This window comes from Mycobacterium sp. TY815 (assembly GCF_030755135.1).
Classification (GTDB): Bacteria; Actinomycetota; Actinomycetes; order Mycobacteriales; family Mycobacteriaceae; genus Mycobacterium.
This window is the reverse complement of the sequence record NZ_JAUFRX010000001.1, coordinates 2837325-2859126: the sequence shown is the minus strand read 5'-3', so window position 1 is coordinate 2859126 and position 21802 is coordinate 2837325. Positions and strand designations below refer to the sequence as shown.

At 67.6% G+C, this 21802-nt stretch carries 19 protein-coding genes; 14 read left to right on the top strand and 5 right to left on the bottom strand.

What is annotated here, in order from left to right; translation table 11 throughout:
* Positions 1 to 269: 269 nt before the first annotated feature.
* Together QXK92_RS12280 and QXK92_RS12275 are read left to right on the top strand one after the other, a co-directional pair.
* The gene (locus QXK92_RS12280; RefSeq protein WP_306241888.1) at positions 270 to 1520 is read left to right on the top strand and encodes a KasA/KasB family beta-ketoacyl-ACP synthase; all 1251 of its coding nucleotides are present in this window, start codon (positions 270 to 272) and stop codon (positions 1518 to 1520) included.
* A 180-nt stretch (positions 1521 to 1700) separates the two neighbouring features.
* Positions 1701 to 3050 carry a DUF5933 domain-containing protein gene (locus QXK92_RS12275; RefSeq protein WP_306241887.1) on the top strand — a complete coding sequence of 450 codons (1350 nt, stop codon included), beginning with the start codon at positions 1701 to 1703 and terminating at the stop codon, positions 3048 to 3050.
* On the opposite strand, the gene QXK92_RS12270 is transcribed toward QXK92_RS12275, so the two are convergent.
* On the bottom strand, positions 3026 to 3652 hold the full coding sequence (locus tag QXK92_RS12270; RefSeq protein ID WP_306241886.1) for a TetR/AcrR family transcriptional regulator: 627 nt from the start codon (positions 3650 to 3652) through the stop codon (positions 3026 to 3028). The two genes, QXK92_RS12275 and QXK92_RS12270, sit on opposite strands and share 25 nt — an antisense overlap.
* Positions 3653 to 3715: 63 nt before the next feature.
* Between QXK92_RS12270 and QXK92_RS12265 the strand changes: the two genes are divergently transcribed.
* Complete coding sequence (locus QXK92_RS12265; protein ID WP_306241884.1) at positions 3716 to 4150, top strand: nuclear transport factor 2 family protein; 435 nt, start codon at positions 3716 to 3718, stop codon at positions 4148 to 4150.
* Positions 4150 to 4980: an enoyl-CoA hydratase/isomerase family protein gene (locus QXK92_RS12260; protein ID WP_306241883.1), complete on the top strand. Its 831-nt coding sequence runs from the start codon at positions 4150 to 4152 to the stop codon at positions 4978 to 4980. Before QXK92_RS12265 ends, QXK92_RS12260 begins: the two co-directional genes overlap by 1 nt.
* Here QXK92_RS12260 and QXK92_RS12255 read toward each other — a convergent pair.
* Both QXK92_RS12255 and QXK92_RS12250 read right to left on the bottom strand, forming a co-directional pair.
* Entirely contained in the window at positions 4957 to 6261 is a 1305-nt protein-coding gene (locus tag QXK92_RS12255) for an FAD-dependent oxidoreductase (RefSeq protein WP_306241882.1), read from the bottom strand. The genes QXK92_RS12260 and QXK92_RS12255 overlap by 24 nt on opposite strands.
* 81 nt (positions 6262 to 6342) lie before the next feature.
* Complete coding sequence (locus tag QXK92_RS12250; protein ID WP_306241881.1) at positions 6343 to 6960, bottom strand: TetR/AcrR family transcriptional regulator; 618 nt, start codon at positions 6958 to 6960, stop codon at positions 6343 to 6345.
* A 92-nt stretch (positions 6961 to 7052) separates the two neighbouring features.
* Here QXK92_RS12250 and QXK92_RS12245 point away from each other — a divergent pair, with 92 nt between their 5' ends.
* Genes QXK92_RS12245 through QXK92_RS12220 form a run of 6 tightly spaced genes read left to right on the top strand, consistent with a single transcriptional unit; the run spans position 7053 to position 15505 of the window.
* A complete protein-coding gene (locus QXK92_RS12245; protein ID WP_306241880.1) occupies positions 7053 to 8477 on the top strand; it encodes a wax ester/triacylglycerol synthase family O-acyltransferase in 1425 nt (474 codons plus the stop codon).
* A 5-nt stretch (positions 8478 to 8482) separates the two neighbouring features.
* A complete protein-coding gene (locus tag QXK92_RS12240; RefSeq protein ID WP_306244371.1) occupies positions 8483 to 9124 on the top strand; it encodes a DUF1345 domain-containing protein in 642 nt (213 codons plus the stop codon).
* An 11-nt stretch (positions 9125 to 9135) separates the two neighbouring features.
* Complete coding sequence (locus QXK92_RS12235; protein ID WP_306241879.1) at positions 9136 to 9540, top strand: hypothetical protein; 405 nt, start codon at positions 9136 to 9138, stop codon at positions 9538 to 9540.
* Positions 9541 to 9576: 36 nt separating this feature from the next.
* A complete protein-coding gene (locus QXK92_RS12230) occupies positions 9577 to 11028 on the top strand; it encodes an MFS transporter (RefSeq protein ID WP_306241878.1) in 1452 nt (483 codons plus the stop codon).
* Between the two features lie 50 nt (positions 11029 to 11078).
* On the top strand, positions 11079 to 15182 hold the full coding sequence (locus tag QXK92_RS12225) for a SpoIIE family protein phosphatase (protein ID WP_306241877.1): 4104 nt from the start codon (positions 11079 to 11081) through the stop codon (positions 15180 to 15182).
* On the top strand, positions 15182 to 15505 hold the full coding sequence (locus tag QXK92_RS12220; protein ID WP_306241876.1) for an STAS domain-containing protein: 324 nt from the start codon (positions 15182 to 15184) through the stop codon (positions 15503 to 15505). The genes QXK92_RS12225 and QXK92_RS12220 overlap by 1 nt, the downstream gene beginning before the upstream one ends.
* On the opposite strand, the gene QXK92_RS12215 is transcribed toward QXK92_RS12220, so the two are convergent.
* Positions 15459 to 16439, bottom strand: a complete 981-nt coding sequence (locus QXK92_RS12215; protein ID WP_306241875.1) for a cupin domain-containing protein — start codon at positions 16437 to 16439, stop codon at positions 15459 to 15461. The two genes, QXK92_RS12220 and QXK92_RS12215, sit on opposite strands and share 47 nt — an antisense overlap.
* A 102-nt stretch (positions 16440 to 16541) precedes the next feature.
* Here QXK92_RS12215 and QXK92_RS12210 point away from each other — a divergent pair, with 102 nt between their 5' ends.
* From QXK92_RS12210 to QXK92_RS12195, 4 genes are read left to right on the top strand one after another with little or no spacing between them, the layout of a single operon-like run.
* On the top strand, positions 16542 to 17219 hold the full coding sequence (locus QXK92_RS12210) for a GntR family transcriptional regulator (protein ID WP_306241874.1): 678 nt from the start codon (positions 16542 to 16544) through the stop codon (positions 17217 to 17219).
* Complete coding sequence (gene hpnE, locus QXK92_RS12205) at positions 17216 to 18568, top strand: hydroxysqualene dehydroxylase HpnE (RefSeq protein ID WP_306241873.1); 1353 nt, start codon at positions 17216 to 17218, stop codon at positions 18566 to 18568. Before QXK92_RS12210 ends, hpnE begins: the two co-directional genes overlap by 4 nt.
* Positions 18569 to 18606: 38 nt before the next feature.
* Positions 18607 to 19440 (top strand): SDR family oxidoreductase, encoded by an 834-nt coding sequence (locus tag QXK92_RS12200; protein ID WP_306241872.1) that lies wholly within the window; start codon positions 18607 to 18609, stop codon positions 19438 to 19440.
* A 2-nt stretch (positions 19441 to 19442) separates the two neighbouring features.
* Entirely contained in the window at positions 19443 to 20153 is a 711-nt protein-coding gene (locus tag QXK92_RS12195) for an acetoacetate decarboxylase family protein (RefSeq protein ID WP_306241871.1), read from the top strand.
* Here the strand turns inward: QXK92_RS12195 and QXK92_RS12190 are convergent.
* Entirely contained in the window at positions 20150 to 21646 is a 1497-nt protein-coding gene (locus tag QXK92_RS12190) for a potassium/proton antiporter (RefSeq protein ID WP_306241870.1), read from the bottom strand. The two genes, QXK92_RS12195 and QXK92_RS12190, sit on opposite strands and share 4 nt — an antisense overlap.
* Positions 21647 to 21802: the final 156 nt, after the last annotated feature.

Sequence of the window (21802 nt, the reverse complement as noted above, 5' to 3'; positions counted from 1 at the left end):
GGGAATAGTTCCATGCATCAGCGAGGCGTGCCCCACGGCGACCCTTCATTCGGCAGATCGACAGTGTTACCCGCAGCCGAGCGGTGAAAACGTGGCATGCCGCCGCCGGAGTTCGACGAGGTCTTTGCTGCTCCTGCGGGGCTGTTTATCATCATGGTGCGATTTGCCCATGACGGGTTTTCGCCGGCACTTCCTGGGAAGTTGATACCTAGAGTAGGCGTGGCTCCTGGAGGGGGACGTGACGTCGATGTTCGACACGAGGGATCGGCATGGCAGCACTGAGAACGGGTGAAGGTTTCCCTGACGTAGTCGTCACCGGGGTGGCGTCCACGACGTCACTCGCCCCAGATGCCGAGGAAACCTGGCAGCAACTGTTGCAGGGCAGCAGCGGAATTCGCAAATTGGATAAGGACTTCGTCACCGAATTCGATTCGCCGGTGCGCATCGGGGGTCCGTTACGCGAAGATCTGGACGAGCAATTCGGCCGCGTCGAGTTGCGCCGGTTCGCGTTCATGCAGAAGCTGTCGGCGGTGGTGAGCCGGCGCCTGTGGGAGCAGGCCGGCTCGCCCGAGGTCGACACCAATCGGCTGATGGTGTCGGTCGGCCTGGGCTTGGGCAGTACCGAGGACATCCCGCTCTGGCACAACATCTGGAAGGTCAAGGGACTGAAGGCGATCTCGCCGATTTCGGTGCAGAAATACATGCCGAACGCGCCTGCTGCGGTGATCGGACTGGACCGCGAGGCCAAAGCGGGCGTCGAGACGTCGGTGATGGCTGACGCGTCGGGCACCGCGGCCATCGCGCAAGCGTGGCAGAGCATCGTCCTCGGAGATGCCGACATGGCGATCTGCGGCGGTGTCGAGACCGTGATCGAGGCGGTTCCCCTGGCCACGTTTTGGCAGCTCGGCATGCTTTCCACCAACAACGACGACCCGACCGGTGGCTGCCGCCCGTTCGACAAGCACCGCGACGGCATGGTGCTGGCCGAAGGCGGCGCGATGATGCTGGTGGAGACCGAGGAACACGCGAAAGCGCGGGGCGCGCCCATCCTGGCCCGGCTGATGGGCGCCGCCGTCACGTCCGACGGATGCGACGCCGTGCTGCCGGACCCGGCCGGTGAGCGCGCCGGCGACGCCATCAGCCGTGCCGTCTACCTGGCCGGACTGGCGCCGGCCGACATCGACCTCGTCAAGGCGCACGCGACGGGAACCACGTTCGGAGACGCGGCCGAGGCGCGCGCGATCCACCGGGCACTCGGTGAGCACTCGCCCGCCGTATACGCGCCGAAGGCTGCACTGGGAAATTCACTGGGGGCGGCCGGCGCGATCGAGGCGGTGCTCACCGTTCAGGCGCTGCGTGACCGAATTGTGCCGCCCACTTTGAATTTCACCGAACCGGACCCTGAAATCGCGCTGGACGTCGTCGCCGGCGAGCCGCGTCGCGGCAATTACCGCTACGCCGTCGCAGAGTCGTTCGGCTTCGGCGGAAACAACGTCGCGGTGGTGTTCGGCGCGGCCTGACTCACTTGCGCCCCCGACGTCGTCGGCCCGGCCAACCGGTCGCCCATTCCGACATAGACAATCACTCGGGTCTCGTCCCGGTTTTCGGTGTCCGGCGCCGCCCCCAGGGGTAGACACACCGGGGCGCGGCATCCACCCAGTCTTGCCCGGGACGCCAACCTGACACCTATTATTCGTCGGGTGTTCACCGGCGAGCTGCGCGCAGCGCAGTGGCAATCTCAGGCGGGCCGCCTGTGGGCGCCGACCGCCGTCGCGCTCATCGCCGCGGTGGTGATCGGACTGCAGATCACGGCCAGCGGCGCGGGATTCGTGGGCCCGCTTCGCAGCCTGGCCGGCGACTATGTCGGTACGCCGACGTCGGCCACCGTTCCGTGGGTGGGTCTGGGTGTGGCGATGGTCGGGTTGTCCCGCCGCTACCGGCTCTGGTCGTTGTCGCTGGCAGCGGCCCTTGACGTGGTTTTCGCGGCGGTGCGGCTGGCGCGAGGGGGTGCGTGGACGCTCGGCAACGGTCCGCTGATCGTGCTCACCGGTTTGGCGGTGATCGTCGCGTGGCGGCGCTGGGCCAGGGAGGAACACGGCACGGCCCTGCGGGGAGTCGCTTTCGGCCTGCTGCTCATCATCGCCACGAAGGTCGGCGACAGCTGGTTGCGCATTACCGCGATCCTGCGGCCGGTGGTCATGGACGAGTACGCACTGCTGGCCGATCACGCCCTCGCGCAACCGTCGTGGCTACTGGGCCGGCTCCTGCATGCGGGTGGTCCGGTTCTCAACGCGGCGTTTCACTGGGTGTACATCGAATTGCCCGTCGCGGCAATGGTGGTCGCGATCTATCAACTGCGCAACGTCAGCATCGGCGGCTGGCCACGGCATTTCCTGATCCCGACATTCCTCGTGCTCGGCCTGATCGGGCCGCTGATCTACGTGTTCTTCCCGTTGGTCGGCCCGGATTTCGCCTTCGGGAGCGCGGGCCGGGGATTCGAAGTCGGCGACTTCTGGCCGCACTCCGTGCCGCGGATCAATTTGTCGCCCAGGGCAATTGCCTTCGACGGATCAACCCCACGCAACTGCATGCCCTCAATGCACACGGCGTGGGCGCTGGCGGTGTTCCTGCACTCCCGCGGGGGACCGCGGTGGCTGCGGATAGGTGGCGCGCTGTGGCTGGTGTGCACCGTCGCCGCGACCCTCGGCTTCGGGTATCACTACGGCGTCGATCTTCTGGCGGGCGGGGTGCTGTGCCTGACGGTGGAGTCGGCGTTGCGGGAACCGGTGCGCGACCGGGTGTGGTGGCGGATCGGCATGACGGGTTTCGGCGCCGCGTTCCTGGCGGCATTGTTGGTGTGTTGTCGCTATTTTGCGGCGGACATGGCGCGCTTCTCGGTGCCCTTCGGGGTGCTCATCGTCGGCACGCTGGCGGCATTCAGCGCCGCCTTCTACGTGACCTACTTCGCCCGGCAGGCGGCGCCCGCCGACGACAGAAGCCTGCCGGTACGCGGCGTTTTCGTAGGTCAGGGTTCGTCGGCTGTGTCCTGATGCGCCGCGGCGATGCCGTTGATGATGCCGGTGAGGAGCCGGTCGAGATGGTGGCCATCGTCGAACGCCCGTTGGCTGGCGACCAGCCGCAGGAACAAGCCACTGACGAAATTCAAGGTGGCAGAGACCTGTTCGTCGACGGTCGCCGGGGCGAGTTCACGGCCCGGCTGCGACCGGATGACGATGTCGCGCTGAATCCGGGTGAGCAGCTGCACGTTCTCGTGAAACACGGCCGTCAGATCCGGGTCCCTGTTGGCCTGCAGAATGAGTTCGAACCGGGCCTTGGTGCGGCTGAGCCGGGGCTCCTGCGCCGAGAGCATGATCAGGGCCGCCAGAGGAGAAATGCCGCCCGAGTCGTCCTCGCGGGGTCCGAGCACCGCGGACAGGTCGGCCAGGTCCAGCTCGCACACCCGCCGGGTGGTCGCCAACAGCAGCGCGGCGCGGGTACGGAAGTAGAACGACGTACTGCCGGCGGGCAGGCCGGCCCGCTGATCCACCTTCGGATGACTCAGGCCTTTGGCGCCCTCCTCGGCGAGCAACTGAATCGCGGTGTCGCACAACAACCTGCGACGGTGTTCACCCTTGGCCCTGTGTGGAGTCACGATGGGCTGGATCATACCGGCTATTGCGCCTAGGACTCTAAATCTTTAGAGTCACGGCATATCATGACAAATCCGCAGAAGATCAGTGACGAGCACGAGATCGCCGCACTGCTGTACCGCTACGCGCGCGCCGTCGACGGTAAGGACTGGGAGCTCTACCGTTCGGTCTTCACCGACGACGCGGTCATCGACTACACCTCTGCCGGGGCGGTCGCCGGCCCGCGCGATGAGGTCAGCGACTGGCTGAGCAAGGGAATGGCCGTGATTCCCTGGACCATGCACTACATCACCAACATCGAGGCCGACATCGACGGCGACACCGCGCGGGTCCGGGCGATGTTCTACAACCCGATGCAGCTGCCGGGCACGGCGGAGATGAGCGTATGCGGCGGCTACTATCACCACGAACTCGTCCGGACCCAAGACGGCTGGCGCAGCCGCGAGCTACGCGAGGAGAACGTGTGGTTCACCAATGCGCCTGGACAGCAAGGGCATTGATGACGCAGGGTCAGCAACCACCGGCCCCCAGGCCACCCGACGGCGACTGGCTGGGAACGCCGTTTCTGAAGTTCACCCGCGAGGGCGCCTTCGGAGTCTGCACCCTGGACCGGCCGGAAGCCCGCAACGCGATGACGCCGGCGATGTACTTCGGGATCAAGTACGCGGTCAATCACGTCGGCTCCGATCCCGATCTGGCGGGCCTGCTCATCACCGGCACCGGGGACGTCTTCGCACCCGGCGGCGACATGGGCGGCGGCGGTAGTGACAACTGGCTGACCTTCGGCTCGGCGCTCGGCATGGACGCGCTGCCCTTCGATACCCTGCGCCAGTCCGCCAAGCCGGTGGTCGCCGCGGTCAACGGACTCTGTCAGGGCGGGGGACTGCAGATCGCGCTGTGTGCCGACATGGCCGTGGTCAGCGACCGCGCCACCTTCCGGGTGCCCGAGCTCTACCGCGGCATCGCCGACACCTATTACAGCCAGATGCTCGCCCGGCTCATCGGTCCGGTACGGACCCGCGACCTGATGTTCACCGGCCGCACCCTGTCCGCCCGCGAGGCGCTGGAGTGGGGGATGGTGGCGCGCGTCGTTGCCCACGACGAGTTGCCCGTTGCGGCAAGGGAAGTGCTCGCACAGTGCTGCCGCACCGCACCTGCCGCCCGGGCAGTGATCAAGTCCAGCCTGGACAGCTACCTGGGCCTCTACGACCGGATCGGGATGCAGTCCAGCCTCGGCGCGCCCGAGTCGATCGAGGGCTTTCTGGCCTTCAAGGAACGCCGATCGCCCAACTGGGTGCACCCGAAACTACGGGTCGAGGGACGGCTGTAGGGCAGCGGTCACTTCTGCGGCGGCGCGCCGGCCGGCTTCGATCGCCCCGTCCAGATAGCCCGGATGCCCGCTGGCCGTCTCTGATCCAGCCCAGTGGAGGTCGCCGACCGGAGCGCATGCCATCGGCACGAATCCCTCGGTGGTGCCGGGTTTCGGCAGTGCGACGTACCCACCTTCGACGAATTCGTCCAGGTGCCAGGACTTCTCCTGCCAGTCGACCGGCTGCAGCACCTCATGACCGATGTGGGCCACCAGCGGCGCCAGCACTGCCTCGCGGCGCGCCGCGTCGTCCAGGAGGGACAGTTCGCGCGCCTCGGGGCCCCCGACCAGCACACACAGATGGCCGGGTCCTCCCGGCGCGGAGGTGTCGAAAACCGCGCTGCCGGGTTTGCCCAGGACGAGGAACTCCCCGCCGCCCCGTTCCCGCCAGAATGGCCGCTGATAGACAGCGACCGCCTTGAAGACCGACCCCATGTATGTATTGCACTGCAGGGCAACGTGATCCGCGGGTAGCGCGGGTTCGAACGCGATCCGCGACGCTACGGGCGGCGGCACCGTGACGATCACCTTGTCGGCCTGCACAACCCCTGACGGCGTGCGAAGCAGCACCCGGTCGCCACACTCGATCGAGGTCACCCGATGTCCGGTGCGCACCCGCGGGCCCAGCCCTGCCGCCAACCGCTCGACCAGCGCCCCGGCGCTCTCGACCAGCAATGATTCTTGGGCGCCGCCTTTGGTCCCGAGAATCGTCAGCAGGCCTCCCTGGTGACGGATCATGTCCGTGGCGGCACGCACCGACAGCCGGTCGAGATCGCCGGTCCACGAGATCAGGGCCACCACCTCGAGCAGTCGCCGAGCGGTACGGCCCGGCACCTTGCTCAGCCAGCGGTCGAGTGTCGTCGCGTTGAATCCGGCCGGTGCCCCGAGCCGTGCCAGCACGCCAATCCCGGTCAGCGCCAGAGCCGAGACGAGCATCGACGGGCCCAGTGGTGAAACCCGCCGCGGGCCGTCGATCACCGTAGGCAGCGTCCCGGTGTGCATGGGAAACACCGTCACGCCCAGCTCGGTGGCCAACTCCTTGACCCGGTGGTGGTCGTGGCCGATCCACTGCCCACCGAGGTCGAAACGCGACCCCAGCGTGCTGGTCCGGCCCAGCACGCGCCCGCCCACGCGATCGGCAGCTTCGAGGACGATGACGTCGATGCCCCGGCGATCGAGCTCGTGCGCAGCGGTCAGTCCGGATAAACCGGCGCCCACCACGACAACCGTTGAGTTCCGCACCGAGTGCCTCCCGCGTCCAGAATAAGTCGGTCAACCGACCGAATTAGTAAGCCACAGTCGGTGGCGCCTGCGCAACACGGGTCACCGCGCCGCCGGGATCGGCTGGGGGTCGGCGAACATCACCAGCATGTCCACGGCGCGTTCGAGATCGTGCCGTGCGCGCGCGGCGTCGGTGCTGGCCACGTACTGCACGATCAGGCCGTCCAGCACGGCCAGCGCCAACCGCCCGAGTGTCGGGAAGTCGACGGCGCATCGTTCGCCGGCCGCCCGTGCCGCCTGCTCGCACAGCGTGCTGACCAGATCGGTGTAGCGGTCGTACTGCAACTGGGCCAGTCCGCCCGCGCCTTCGCTACGCACCGAGTACATGGCCAGTTCGTACTGCATGATCTGCAGTCCGATCTGACGTTCGACCAGCGCGTTCCAGAACCCCGTCATACCCTGCCGCAGCCCGTGCGCGACGCCGCGGTCGGGCGCAAGGCCGGGCTGCACCGTCGCCACCACGTCGTCGATGACCGCCGTGATGACCGCGCGCAGCAACTGGTCCTTCGTCGGAAACACATAGTGCAGCGTGCCGAGCGGAATCCCGGCCTCGGCCGCCACCGCGCGCAAGGTCGTCCCCGGAACTCCGACGTCGCTCAGGACCCGGACCGCGGCGGCGACGATCTCCTCCTGGCGCCGCTCCGCACGCACGTATGCCATCGACGGCTCCTTGATTAGTCGGACAACCGACCGAAGTGTAAGCCCGGGATGGGGGTCTGGCGTCCAAACCCGCGACGGGGTGGAATAGGCGTGTGAAGCGACTCAACGGTGTCGACGCGCTGATGCTCTACACCGAGACACCCGAGATCCACATGCACACGCTGAAAATCGGCATCCTCGACGTGTCGAATATGGAGCAGGACTTCGACTTCGAGTTGTTTCGCTCGGTCGGGTACCAACGGCTTATGGCTCTTGAGCCGTTGCGCTACCAGCTGCTGGACATCCCGCTGAAGCTGCACCACCCCATGTGGGTGATCAACGACGACATCGACCTCGAATACCACGTACGCCGGGCTCAGGTGCCGGCGCCGGGTGGGCGCCGCGAACTCGATGAGTTGATCGGCGAGATCGCGAGCACCCCGTTGCGCCGTGATCACCCGCTGTGGGAGATGTACGTGGCGGAGGGGCTCGCCGACAACCGGATCGCCATCATTCACAAGGTCCATCACGTGTTGGCCGACGGCATGGCCTCGGCAAACCAGATGGCTCAGGCGCTGTCGCCGCATCAGCCCGAGCCGCGGCGGGTGCCGCCCGAACTGCCGACGCGCTCGCACCTGCTCAAGGAGGCCGTCCGCGACCACGCCGGGTTGATCCGGAAACTGCCGCGTCTGGTCAACGAGACGGCCTCGGGCGTCGCACGGGTGCGGCGCAGATCGAAGGAACGGGGCGCCAACCCCGACCTGGCGCGCAATTTCGCCCCGCCGCCGTGCTTCATCAACCACCGGGTCGGCCCGGGGCGCCGGTTCGCGACCGCGCCGCTCGCGCTGGCCGACGTCAAGGAGACGAGCAAGCACCTCGGGGTCACGCTCAACGACGTCGTGCTGACGACCGTCGCGGGCGCGCTGCGCCGATTGCTGCTGCGCTATGACGGCCACGCCGACGTCCCGTTGATCGCCGGGGTACCGGTGAGTTACAACCCGTCGCCAGACCGCTTGGCCGGCAATGAATTCACATACATGACACCGTCGCTGCCGGTGCACGTCGATGACCCGATGCAACGGGTGACGCTCACGGCGATGGCCACCAGGATCGCGAAGGAGAATCACCAGCTGCTCGGTCGGACCGTGCTGCCCGCGTGGATGTCCTATCTGCCGACGGCGTTGTCGCCGGGGATTTTTCGCACCCAGGCCCGGCGTATGGAGTCGGGCGCCGTCATGAACCTGGTCGTGTCCAACGTGCCCGGGCCGCGCGAACGCGGCTGCATCGAGGGGGCGACGCTCAACGAAATCTATTCGGTGGGGCCGATCGTCGCCGGCAGCGGCATGAATATCACGGTCTGGAGCTACGTCGACCAACTGGCCGTCTCGGTGCTGACCGACGACCGCACGCTCGACGATCCGCACGAGGCCACCGACGCGCTGATCGACTCCTTCCGCGAATTGCGCACTGCCGCAGGACTTTCCGGCGACCTCACGCCGGTCGCTGCCACCCTGCCGCCGGCCGCGGCGCTGATTTGACCGCGATGCGAGGCTGGCGCAGACACGTCGTTACCCGGTTGATGGTGGCGGGGCTCGTCGGCGTGGCCGCCGTGTCGCTGATCGCCGGCACGACGGGCTGGAAGTACGCGCCGAGCGTCGGCTGGACCACGGCGGCGCTGGTTTATCTGGTGTGGACGTGGATCGTCGTGCTGCCGATGGACGCCGAGCGGACGCGTGAGCACGTGGTGCCGGAGGACCCGCCGACCGGCTGGCTCATCGACGTGGTGATCCTGTCGGCGAGCGTGGCGAGTCTGGCCGGGGTGGCGCATCTACTGACCGCCAGTTCGAAGACCGGGGCCGAGAAGGACATCGCCGCAGCCATCGGAGTGGTCAGCATCGCCGTAGCGTGGTGCGTCGTCCATACCGTGTTCAGCATCCGCTATGCCGATGTGTACTACTCGGACTCGTCCGGCGGCATCGACTTCAACGGCACGGACAACCCGCGTTTTCTCGACTTCTTCTACGTCGGATTCACCATCGGAATGACCTACCAGGTATCCGACACCACGCTGAAGACCGGCCAACTGCGGCGGATCGCGCTGTGCCAGGCCCTGCTGTCCTACCTCTTCGGGGCGGTTATCCTGGCCGTCACCATCAATCTGGTTGTTGGGCTGAGTAATTCATGAAAGGAGCGTTCATGGCCGATCCCGACCGGCGCGCGCATCAGGAGGCTCGCACGGCTCGCGTCATCGAGCACATGCAGAGCGAGAACGTGCAGGAATGGGACCGGACGATGGCGACATTCAGCCATCCCCGTTACGAACTGCCCGACGGCACCGTGTTCGACGGAGCCGACGAGGTGATGCGGTACTGGATCGACGGCCGGACGCTGGTGCCCGACCAGACCAACGAGCTGATCGAGCTGACCCACCTCGACGACGGGCAGGTGCAGATCGAGTTCTGGTTGCGCGGTACTCCGACTACGGCGACGGAGCCGTTCGAGCTCCGGCTGTGGGCGGTGTTCGGCTTCGACGAGTCCGACCTGATCACCGGAGAACGCGTGTTCGCTCAGCCGCCGACGGCCGATCAGCTTGCGGGATGAATGTTTCTGGAATCCCCCAGACGGGAACGAGGACGTGTGCCGAATAGCGACGAACGTGGAGCGATCCGCAGCCTGATTCCCGCACGGATCGATCGGCTGCCCTGGTCGCCCTTCCACACGCGCATGGTGGTAGCACTCGGCGTGGCCTGGATCCTGGACGGCCTGGAAATCACGGTCGCCAGTGCGGTCGCCGAAACGCTGACCGAACCGCAGACACTGCATCTGTCGTCGGCCGCCGTCGGGTTCGTCGCCACCGTCTACCTGGCGGGCGAGGTGGCCGGTGCGCTGTTCTTCGGGCGCCTGTCCGACAAGCTGGGCCGGCGCAACCTGTTCATGGTCACGCTGGGCGTGTACCTGCTCGGCAGTGCGCTCACCGCCGCCACGCTCGGGAACAGTGCGGCCTGGATCGCGTTCCTCTATCTCACGCGATTCATCTCCGGGATGGGCATCGGCGGCGAATACGCCGCAATCAACTCGGCGATCGACGAGCTGATCCCGGCCCGGTTCCGTGGCCGGGTGGACATCGCGGTCAACGGCACCTACTGGGCCGGGGCGGTCCTGGGCACGCTGGGCACCTTCATTTTCCTGCGCGCGATCGATCTGAGCCTGGGCTGGCGCCTGGCCTTCCTGCTCGGCCCGGTGCTGGCTCTGGTGATTCTGCTGGTGCGGCGCAACCTGCCGGAAAGCCCGCGCTGGCAGGTGATGAACGGTCGCACCGAGGACGCCGAGCGGACCATCTCCCACATCGAGGAGGAGGTGCGGGCCACCGGGGCCGCGCTGCCGCCGGTCGACGAATCGACGGCCATCGAATTGCGGCCCGCCCAGGAAATCGGCTACCTCGCGCTGACGCGCGTGCTGTTTCGCGACTACCCGAGCCGGGCCGCGCTGGGTGCCGTGCTGATGATCAGCCAGTCGTTTCTGTACAACGCGATCTTCTTCACCTACACCCTGGTGCTGGGCAAGTTCTATGGCGTGCCGTCTGCGTCGACGCCGCTGTACCTCATCGCGTTCGCAGTGGGGAATCTGTTGGGGCCGCTGACAATCGGGCACTTCTTCGACACCATCGGCCGGCGCAGGATGATCGCGGGAACCTACCTGCTCTCGGGGCTGCTGCTGGCCGTCAGCGCGGCCCTGTTCCAGGCCGGCGTGCTGAACGCGATCACCCAGACCGTCGCCTGGTGCGTCATCTTCTACATCGCGTCGGCCGGTGCCAGCGCCGCCTATCTGACCGTCAGCGAGATCTTCCCGCTCGAGGTTCGTGCCAAGGCAATCGCGGTGTTCTTCGCCATCGCGCAGTGTTTCGGCGCCCTCGGGCCGGTCATTTACGGCGCACTGATCGGTGACGGCTCCAGGCCGCTGCTGCTGTTCCTGGGCTATCTGTTGGGCGCGGCGGTGATGATCATCGGCGGCCTGGTCGCCTGGTTCCTCGCCGTCGACGCCGAAGGCAAATCGTTGGAGGACATCGCCACACCGCTGGCGGCCAGGTGAAGTCATACTGAGTGTCGGGTACGGGTTCCGAGGACGGGAAAGGGACGTCAGTGGTCTTTCGCGCAGACCAGGAGATAGGCCGCGATCTGGCGGCCGTCGACTGGGCGTCGACTCCGCTTGGGCCAGTTGATAATTGGCCGCAGAGCCTGCGCACCGCCGTGGACATCCTGCTGTCGTCCCAGTTCTCCATGTGGATGGGCTGGGGCCCGGAGCTGACCTTCTTCTGCAACGCGGCCTACCGCCGCGACACCTTGGGCCGCAAGTATCCGTGGGCGCTGGGCCGGCCCGCCAGCGAAGTCTGGGCGGAGATCTGGCCGGATATCGCCCAGCGGGTGGAGCGCGTCCTCAGCGAGGGTGAAGCGACCTGGGACGAGGCGCTGATGCTCATCCTGGGCCGGTCCGGTTATCCGGAGGAGTCCTACCACACGTTCTCTTACAGCCCGTTGCGCGATGACGACGCCCGCGTCGTCGGACTGCTCTGTGTGGTCAGCGAGGACACCGAGCGGGTCATTGCCCAACGGCGCATCGCGACACTGCGCGATCTGGGCTCGGACCCCAGCGTCATCCGCACCGAGCGCCAGATGCTCGACTTCGCCTCAGGCCAGCTCAACAAGAACCCCTATGACCTCCCCTTCAGCCTGACCTACCTGTTCGGCGAGCGGGGCGACGCACAGCTGGCCGGTGTCAGCGGCATCGCGTTCGGGCATCCGGCGGCACCGGAGACGTTGACCGGCGACGGCGACTCGTTGTGGCCGGCCGACAAGGCGGCGCAGGGCGAATGTGAGGTGATCGAACTCGACGGCGTGGCGGCGAACCTGCCCACCGGCGCCTGGCCCGAGCCGCCGAAACAGGCCTTCATGGTGCCGCTGCTGCAACAGGGCGCCCCGCCGCTCGGGTTTCTGGTCGCGGGACTCAACCGGTATCGCGAGCTCGACGACGGCTACCGTGGTTTCGTCGAGTTGGTCGCCGGCTACCTCGCGACCGGGGTGAGCAGCGCCCGCAGCTACCAGACCCAGCAGCAGCGCGCCGAGGAACTCGCCGAACTGGACCGCGCCAAGACCACCTTCTTCTCCAACATCAGCCACGAGTTCCGCACCCCGCTCACCTTGATCCTGGGGCCGGTCGACGAGTTGCGCAGCCGCGACGACAGTCTCGACGAGACCGCTCGTCAGGAACTGGAGCTGGTGCACCGCAACGGATTACGTCTCGCGAAGCTGGTCAACACCCTCCTTGACTTCTCCCGCATCGAGGCGGGGCGGATGCGTGCCCAGTTCGAGCCGGTGGACCTGGCGTCCCTCACGGCCGAACTGGCCAGCGTGTTCCGTTCGGCAATCAACCAGGTCGGCCTGGCGCTCACGGTGGAGTGCCCGCCGCTGGACGAGCCGGTGTATGTCGACCGCGAGATGTGGGAGAAGGTGGTGCTCAACCTGCTCTCCAACGCATTGAAGTTCACCTTCGACGGTGGCATCTCGGTGCGGGTCACCCAGGAGGGCGGGCAGGCGGTGATCAGCTTCGCCGACACGGGGGTCGGTGTGTCGGCTGCCGAGATGCCGCGGCTGTTCGAACGTTTCCACCGCATCGAGACCTCCCGTGCGCGATCCACCGAGGGCAGCGGCATCGGGTTGGCTCTGGTGAAAGAACTGGTCGGGCTGCACGGTGGCACCATCACCGCCGACAGCCGGGAGGGCGAGGGCACCACCTTCACGATCCGGTTGCCCTTCGGTACGGCACATCTGCCCGCGGACGAACTGGTCGACCCGAGCGCCCCCCGGACCAGTATCGGCGCGATCTCGGAGCCGTATGTGCAGGAGGCGTTGCGCTGGCTGCCCGGCGAATCGGTGTCCACACCGGTTTCGGCGGCGCTGCCCGCAAAGGGCGGCGCCGCGCAGCCCCGGGTGCTCGTCGCCGACGACAACGTCGACATGCGGGAGTATCTGGGCAATCTGCTGGGTGCGTCCGGGTACCAGGTGAGCGGTGCGGCGGATGGTGAGCAGGCTTTGGAGGCGATCCGCGTCCAGCTCCCGGATCTGGTGATCAGCGACGTGATGATGCCCAAGATGGACGGCCTGCAGCTGCTGGCCGCGCTGCGGGCCGACCAGCGCACGGCAGCGTTGCCGGTGTTGCTGCTGTCGGCGCGGGCCGGTCAGGAAGCGTCCATCGAAGGCCTGTTGGCCGGCGCGGACGACTATCTGGTCAAGCCGTTCGCCGCCGCCGAACTGCTCGCCCGGGTGCGCGCCAACGTCGAATTGGCGCGGATGCGCAACTACCACGCACGCTGGCGCACCGCGCTGGTGGACTCGCTGCAGGAAGCCTTCTTCGTCATCGACGAACACGGCAGCGTCATCGAGATCAACGCGGCCTTCGGCGAAATCCTCGGCTACGGCCCCGAAGGACTTCCGTACGATCCTCCGCACGCCTGGTGGCCGGACCCCGAGCTCGATATCACGGCCCGCCAGCTGGTCGAGGACGAGTTCGCGAAGTCGCTCGACGAATCCGAGGGCAGTCTGACAATTCCGGTCACCCACCGCGACGGGCACCGGCTGTGGATCGCGGTCAACTTCAACCACGCTCATGACCCCGACTCCGGGCGCCGTGTCATGGTCGGCACCTTCCGCGACATTACGGCCGAACACTATGCCGTGCAGAGTCAGAGTGCGTTGGCGGAGCTCAATCAACAACTGGTGCAAGCAGATACGCTGACCGACGCCCTGCAGGGCGCCGCCGAGGTGCTGCGCCGGGTGTGGCAGGCCCGCCGGGTGCTGGCGGTCACCTTCGCCAACGGCCCCACCGAACGCGCACCGCGAGTCGTCTGCGCCGGAGAGCCGGTCGAGTGGGCCGACCTCTCGCCGGAACTGCAACAGCAGATCGGGTCCCTGCGCGAGACGGATCTGCTGAGCACCGTCACCGTCGATGCGGGCGTGGCCGGTATCGCGTCGCAGCATCCCCGCGGACTTCTGGCCATCTGGGTCGAACTGACCGAGCACCGGCGTTTCACCCGGGAAGACCAGACCCTGCTCGCGGTGCTGGCCGGGCGGCTCGGGCAGGGATTGCAGCGCGTCTACCAACTGGACGAGCAGCGCGAGACCGCGGTGGCGTTGCAGCATGCGATGTTGGGGCCGACGTCGCTGCCTCAGGGTTTCGCGGTGCGGTATCTGCCCGCGAGCCATCCGTTGCAGGTGGGCGGGGACTGGTACGACGTGGTCGATCTCGACGAGGATCGCGTCGCGTTGATCGTCGGGGACTGCGTCGGTCACGGCTTGGCGGCGGCGACCGTCATGGGCCAACTGCGCAGCGCCTGCCGCGCGCTGCTGCTCGAGCAGCCCAGCCCCGGCGCTGTTCTCACCGCCCTGGACCGCTTCGCCGAGCGACTCCCCGGTGCCCGCTGCACAACGGCTTTCTGTGCGGTGCTTACCCAGGAAACGGGGGAATTGGTCTACTCCAGCGCGGGGCACCCGCCCCCGATCATGGTGTACGCGGACGGCACAACGGTGCTGCTGGGTGGGGAACACGGGCTTCCCCTGGCGCTGCGCCCGAATTGGCAGCGCCCCGAAAGCCGCATCACCATGCCGCCGCGCGCGACGCTGTTGCTCTACACCGACGGGCTGGTCGAACGCCGCGGGCACTCCCTGGACGACGGCATGACACGTGCTGCCGACCTGGTGCAGAACGGCCGCTCGCAGGAGCTCGAAGAGGTGGCCGACCGGCTGATGTCCCAGCTGGAGCCTGGCGGCGGCTATCCCGACGATGTGGCCATGTTGCTGTACCGGCAGCCTGCGCCGTTCTCGCTGGAGTTCGCGGCCGACGCCAATTATCTCGCCGACAGTCGAGATGCCTTGCGCAGCTGGCTGACTCGGGCGGGTGTCGAGCCTGAGCAGATTCAGGACGTGCTGATCGCCGCCGGCGAAGCGGTGGCCAACGCAATCGAGCACGGTCACCGCGACCAGCGGGTGGGCACCGTCTCGCTGCGCGCGACAGCGATCGTCGACCGGCTGCAGGTCACCGTCACCGACACCGGAGCATGGAAGACGCCGACCCAGGTCGCCGAATTCAGCCGCGGACGCGGCATCTCCCTGATGCGAGTCCTGATGGAGGACTGCAGCATCCAATCCAGCGAAGCCGGTACGACCGTCTCCATGCATGCAAGGATCACGTAATGGCGACACCGCTCACCCTGAACACCGACCGTGACTCCGACGGGTCGCCACGCCTGACGGCCACCGGCGAGATCGACCTGAGCAACATCGAGGTGTTCAAGCGCGCTCTGTCCGACGCCAACGCGGGCAGCCGCGACCCGATAACCATCGATCTGAGCGCCGTCAGATATGTGGACAGCGCCGGCATCAACGCCCTGTTCGATCAGGCCGACGCTGTGGACGCGCTGCACGTGATCGTCCACCCGTTGCTCGTGCGCGTGCTCACGGTCAGCGGGTTCAGCAAGATCGCGAACGTCGAGGCTGCGTCGAAGGCACACGGCTGAACTGCATGTCAAGACTGCGCAGGTAGGTCTGCAACCCCGCGTCCTGCACCGGAATCAGGTGTGCCGGGGCGCCGGACTCGTTGTAGTGCGCGTGCCACATGCCGGGGGGCGTCGTGAAGGCGCCGCCGGCCTGCCAGTCCACCCGTATCGGGTCGGCGATACGGCCGTGATCGTCGAGGTGGGTGCCCAGGAGCGTGTAGCACCCCGGTTGGGCATCCAGAATCAGGTCGAGCGCGACGGACTGGTGACGGTGCGGGCGCTGCTCCTGACCGGGCGGCAGCACGCCGAACATCGCCCACAGCACATGCGTCAGCGTCAGGGTCTGCTCCTGCTCGGCGTTGGCCAGCAGCACGCTGACCCGGTTCCTCTCGTTGGCGCCCGGTTGCGCCGCAATGTGCTCGAGTTCGGCGACCACGTCCGCGGCGCGGAACTTGGTCGGACGGAATCGCGGTTCGGACGCCCGGACGCCGAGGTGGCGCAGCAACGGTTCGTCGTGCACCCAGTACATCGCCGCGTCCTCGCCGGCGCGGAAGGCCGCCCTGGCACCGGCTGGCAGAGTGAGGAAATCGCCCTTGGTCCAGCTGGTCGTGCGTCCGTCGACCGTGACGAGGCCCTGTCCGGACAACACGAAGTACATCTGCGAGGTGGCGTTGGGGCAGGTGTCGATCTGCTCGCCCGCGCGGATGCGCACGAAGTTGGCCAGCAGCGCCGGACTCGTCGCCGCGCCCGTGCTGATGCCGAGCTCGCCCGACAGGTCCAGCGGCACCACGCCGGTGGGCCGGTCCAGGTAGATCTCCGGGCTGAACTGGGCAATCGGCACCCGGGGCGTATGGCCTGAGCCGATCGGATCGGCGGCTTGGGTGTACTCGAAGTAGCGGGCCTGCTCAGCCCAGTCCTCGACTGTCGCGGCGTGGACGTCCATTGCGGTGCTCATGTCTATATCGTATCTATCTTGTATCTATGCTGCAACCGCGTGGGTGTGGCGCCCGCCGAATAGAGTCGGGATACCACTGAGCCGCAAGGGAGGGCTGAGACGTTGGAGGTCACCACCGGTCCGGGCGCGGCCAAGGACCGTGCTCTGGACTACGTCAAGGCCAAGGTGCTGACCGGGGAGTTCCCGGGCGGGGAACTGATCAGCGAGGGTGAGGTCGCCACCGCGTTGGGGATGTCGCGCACCCCGGTGCGCGAGGCATTCCTGCAGCTGGAGGCGGCCGGGCTGTTGCGGCTGTATCCCAAGCGGGGAGCGCTGGTGGTGCCGGTCTCCCCGGATGAGGTGCGCGCGGTCCTGCAGGCCAGGCTGGTGCTCGAGGAGTTCGCGGTACGGGCGGTGATCGGGCGCGGTCCCGCTGCGTGTGCGGCCGTCTATGAACGACTTTCGGCGCAGGTGCAGCGGCAGCGCAAGGCTGCCGCCGGCGCCGAGTTGCACGAGTTCCTGGAGTCCGACCGCGCTTTCCACAACGCCACGCTGGAAGCGGCCGGTAACGCCATCCTGGCCGGCTTCTACTCGACCCTGCGCGACCGGCAGATGCGGATGATCGGCGAATCGGCGCGCCATCCCGAGCGCCTGGCCACCATTATCGACGAGCACGAACGCATCGCCCGGGCGTTCCGTGACGGGGACGGGGACGGGGCGCGCCTGGCCGTGCGGGCGCACCTTTCGGGCACCATGCGGGCCCTGGGCCTGGCAGCTGACCTGGACGGAGGTGAACAGTGACGCAGCGCGTCGCGGTGGTGGGCGGTGGCCTGGCGGGGCTGGCCGCTACGGTGTGGCTGGCCGAACTCGGCTACGCGGTCACTCTGGTGGAAAGCAACGGCAAGCTGGGCGGGCGCACCATCGGCCTGACGTCCGGGCACGGCGACTCCATCGAGAACGGCCAGCATGTGCTGGCGGGTTCCTACGACTGCATTTTCCGCTATCTGAAATCCATTGGCACACAACATCTTCTGGAGTTTCCCGACGAGTTCGGCGTGCGGTATCCCGGCGGGCACGTCGAGACCTTCGGCCTGCGCCCCCGCAACGCGCGTCGCTTGCTGCTCGGAAGGGTGCGGGGTCTGGGACTGCCCGCTCTGCTGCGTGCCGCGCCGGCGTGGGCCCGGCTGATGCGTGACGTGGTGCGGTTCGACGACGCGCTGGATGACATCACCGTCGATGAATGGCTCGACCGTTGTGGGTTTCCGGCCGAGGTGCGGCGAATCATGGTTAATTCCATGGTGATCGGCCTGCTGAACGAGCTGCCGCGGCTCGCTTCGGCACACGCCTTCGCCGCGCTGCTGCGTACGGGCGCCGACCGGGTGCGCCGCGGCGGCCGGTCGGCCATGCGCATCGGCTATCCGACCGTCGACCTGGAGACGTTGTACCTCAACGGCGCTCGGCAGGTGATGGCCGAACGTGGCGTAGAGGTGCGGTTGCGCACCCGGGCGGCAGCGGTGGTAGTGGACGACGGCCGGGCGACCGGGGTTCGGTTGGCCGACGGCAGCGTGATCGACGCCGACGCGGTGGTGCTGGCTGTGCCGTCGTGGAATCTGCGCTCGCTGCTGGATGAGGTGCCGGGATCCGAGGAGATCCGGTTGGCGGCCAAACAACTCGAGCCCATCCCGATCATGAACGCCTACGTGCTGCTCGATCGGCCACTGGGGACCGTGGCGCCGTGGGAGTCGTTGCTGGACAGCGACATCGGCTGGGTCTTCGACCGCGACCGGATGCACGGTCCGCGCCCGGACGGTAACCATCTCTACGCGTTGACCACCTGCGCCGCCTATGACCTGATGACGCTGAAGAACCCGGAAGTGGCCGACCGCCTGGTCGGCGCGCTGCGCGCCAGTTACCCGGCCGCCCGGCAGGCCCGGGTTCTCGACGTCACCGTCGTGCCCTGGCCGAAGGCCACGTTCTCGTCCCGGGTCGGCATGTCGACCATCCGCCCCGGCAACCGGACCTCGGTGCCCAACCTGTTTCTGGCGGGTGACTGGACTCACAACGACTGGCCCACCACCATGGAGGGGGCGGCGCAAAGCGCTTCGTACGCAGTGGATCTCGTTCGTGCCGCGCTCGGGTCGGGGAGTTGAGCGCAGCTGGCGACGCACGGTATGAGATTCTGGGCCGCATGGCGAAGCTGCGAGGTCGTCGGGTTGCCGTCACCGGCGGGGCGCAAGGCATCGGGCGGGCGATTGGTGAGGTGCTGATCGCTGCGGGCGCATCGGTGGCCCTCGGCGATGTACAGGACGCCGCCGTCCGGCAGACCGCCGCCGAGATCGGGGCAACGGGCCATCACCTCGATGTGACCGACACGGCGGGCTTCGAGGCCTTCCTGGACCAGGCGACCTCGGATCTCGGTGGGCTCGACGTGCTCGTCAACAACGCGGGCATCATGCCCATCGGGCCGTTCCTGCAGGAGAGCCCCGGCGTCACCCGGCGCACCATCGAGATCGACGTGCTGGGCGTGCTGACCGGCACCCGGTTGGCCGGCGCCCGCTTCGCGGCGCAGGGATCGGGGCACATCGTCAACATCGCCTCGGTGATGGGAACCCTGGCTTCTCCGAACGCCGCCACCTACTGCGCGTCCAAATACGCCGTTGTCGGCTTCAGTGAGGCGTTGCGTCAGGAGTGGCGGGGCAGCGGCGTCCACATCTCGGCGATCTGTCCCGGCTTCGTCCGTACCGAACTGATCGCCGGAATGTCGGCACCGGGGCCGCTGGAGCGCTTCTTGGTGGTCAATCCCGAGGACGTGGCCACCGCAGTGGTCGCCGAACTGGCCAACGGCGCCTCCCGCACCGTGTTCGTGCCCAAGGCGGTGGGTCTGGTTTCCCGCGGGACCGCCCCATTGCCGGCTGCCCTGGTCGATGCGGTGTTCCGGCTGTCGGGTGGTAACAAGGTCACCGCAGAGCTGGACCGCGAGCAGCGGGCCGCTTACCAGGCGCGTATCGAGAATCAGGAGTAACTATGGGGGACAACGACACTCGCATCGAGCTGACCGGCGTGCGGGGCGTGCCGGAAAGCGCGCTCAGCCATGCGCTGGTCGCGACGCTGCCGCGCAACGAAGCGCCCGCTCCGTGGGAGTGCCGCTGCTCGGCCCTGCTGTGGCTGGGTCGCGGCGGTCGCGCCGCGGCCGCAGCCTTGCCGCCGGCCTTGTCCGGCAACCCCGCCCTGGTGACCCTGGGCGCCTTCGTCCGTTACACCGACACCCCGGTGGGCGCTTACGACGAGGTCCTCGGCATCGTCGGTTCTCGCAGCGGCCTGCGACCCTGGGGCAACGTCGCCTTCATGTCGGTGGATTCGGAGTCCAGTCTGGTCGGCGGCCGCACCAACTGGGCGATGCCCAAAACTCTGGCCCGCTTCGACGGAGAGCTGGCGGACGGGAATCTCATCACCGGCAGCAGCACCGCCGAGCCGTCGTGGACGGTCAGCGCGACGCCGCGGGTCAAGGGCCCGGCGCTGCCGCTGAAAGTCAAGGGCAGCGCGCGCCAGCAGTTCGCGGACGGTCGCGTCGGGGACTCGCTGCTCACCTTCAACGGCCGGATCCGCCCGGCACTGGTGACCGTCGGTGTGTCCTCGTCGGGCCCGCTGCCGACGTGGCTGCGCCCCGGACTGCATCTGGGCGCGTACGTCGAAGAGGCGACCTTCACCCTGGGCGAACCGAGGTTTGCGGACTAATCCAGCTCGCCGTACTCGTCGAACCAGTGCGCGAGCTTGCCGCGGCGGCTGACCGCGCGCAGCCGGGCCTCGGCCGCCGCGCGGGTCTTGCTGGTGGTGATGATCAGGAGCTCGTCGCCGCTCTCGATGCGGGTATCGGGTTCCGGGACGAAGGTGTGGCCGTCGCGGATGATCAGCGTGATGACGGCCGGGTCGGGCAGGCGCAGTTCCAGGATGGTCACGTTGTGCAGCCTCGACGGACGCTGCACCCGCATGGTCAGCAGTTCGGCGTCCAGCATGTCCAGCGGAGCGGCTTCCACCTGGATCTCGCGAGTCGCTTCACGGGAGATCAGGCCCAGCAGGCGCGCGATCGGCCGCAGACTGGGGCCCTGAATCAGGGTGAAGACGACGACCAGCACGAACACGATGTTGAGCAACCGGGAGCTGTCCGGCACGCCCTCCACAATCGGAAAGGTCGCCAGCACGATGGGCACCGCGCCGCGCAGGCCCGCCCAGGATAGAAAAGCCTGGTCGCGCCACGGCGTCCGGAACCAGATCAGGGTGCCCACCACCGACAGCGGCCGTGCCACCAGCAGCAGCACCAGCCCGATCACGATCGCGGGGATCACGTCGACCGCCAGTTCGCTCGGGTCCACCAGCAGTCCGAGCAGGACGAACAGACCGATCTGGGCCAGCCAGCCGACCCCTTCGGCGAAGGAACGGGTTGCCGAGCGGTGCGGCAGGCCGGAGTTCGCCAGCACCACGGCGGCGAGATACGCGGCGATGAAGCCACTGGCATGGGCGTCTCCCGCGGCGGCGAACGCCACCAGCCCCAGACCGAACGTGGCGATCGGGTACAGCCCGGAGGCCGGCAACGCGATGCGCCGCAAACCGAACGAGCCGAGGTAGCCCACCAGCAAACCGATCACGGAGCCGCCGAGCAGTTCGTACAGCAGGTCGGTGATCGCGCCTTCGGGCTTCAACACGAAGGGCACCACCGAGAACATCAGAACCAGGATCACCCCTGGTGCGTCGTTGAATCCGGACTCCGCCTCCAGCAGTCCGGCCAGCCGCCGCGGCAGCGGCAGCACCCGCAGCACCGAGAACACCGCCGCCGCGTCGGTCGAGGACACGATGGCGCCCAGCAACAGCGCGAGCTGCCAGTCGAAGTGCAGCAACAGGTGCGCGCCCACCGCGGTGACCACGGTGCTGATGACCACGCCCAGGGTGCCCAGGGCGGCCGCCGGCGCCAGTACCTTGCGGATGTCGCTGAAGCGGGTGGTGAGGCCGCCTTCCACCAGGATGACGGCCAGCGCGGCGATCCCCACGTTGCGGGACAGGATGACGTCGTCGAACTGCAATCCCAGGCCGTCCTCGCCGATCGCGACGCCGACCAGCAGGAACAACAGCAGGCTGGGGAACCCGACGACGGTGGCTACGCGGGTACCGACGATGCTCGCCAGCAGCACGAGGCCGCCGATCGACACAGTCAGGTACAGCTGTTCCAGGGTCATGTGGTTCCAGTTCAGACGAGGCGATCTGGTGTGGACGAGGCCGCCGATTTCGGCGTGCTGTCAGTAAATCAGCCCGCGCCGGGCCGCCGCGCGTTGCACAGCGGGAAGTGCCGGGTCTCTGTCCATACGCAAAGATGGTCACGTGACCAAGCGGAA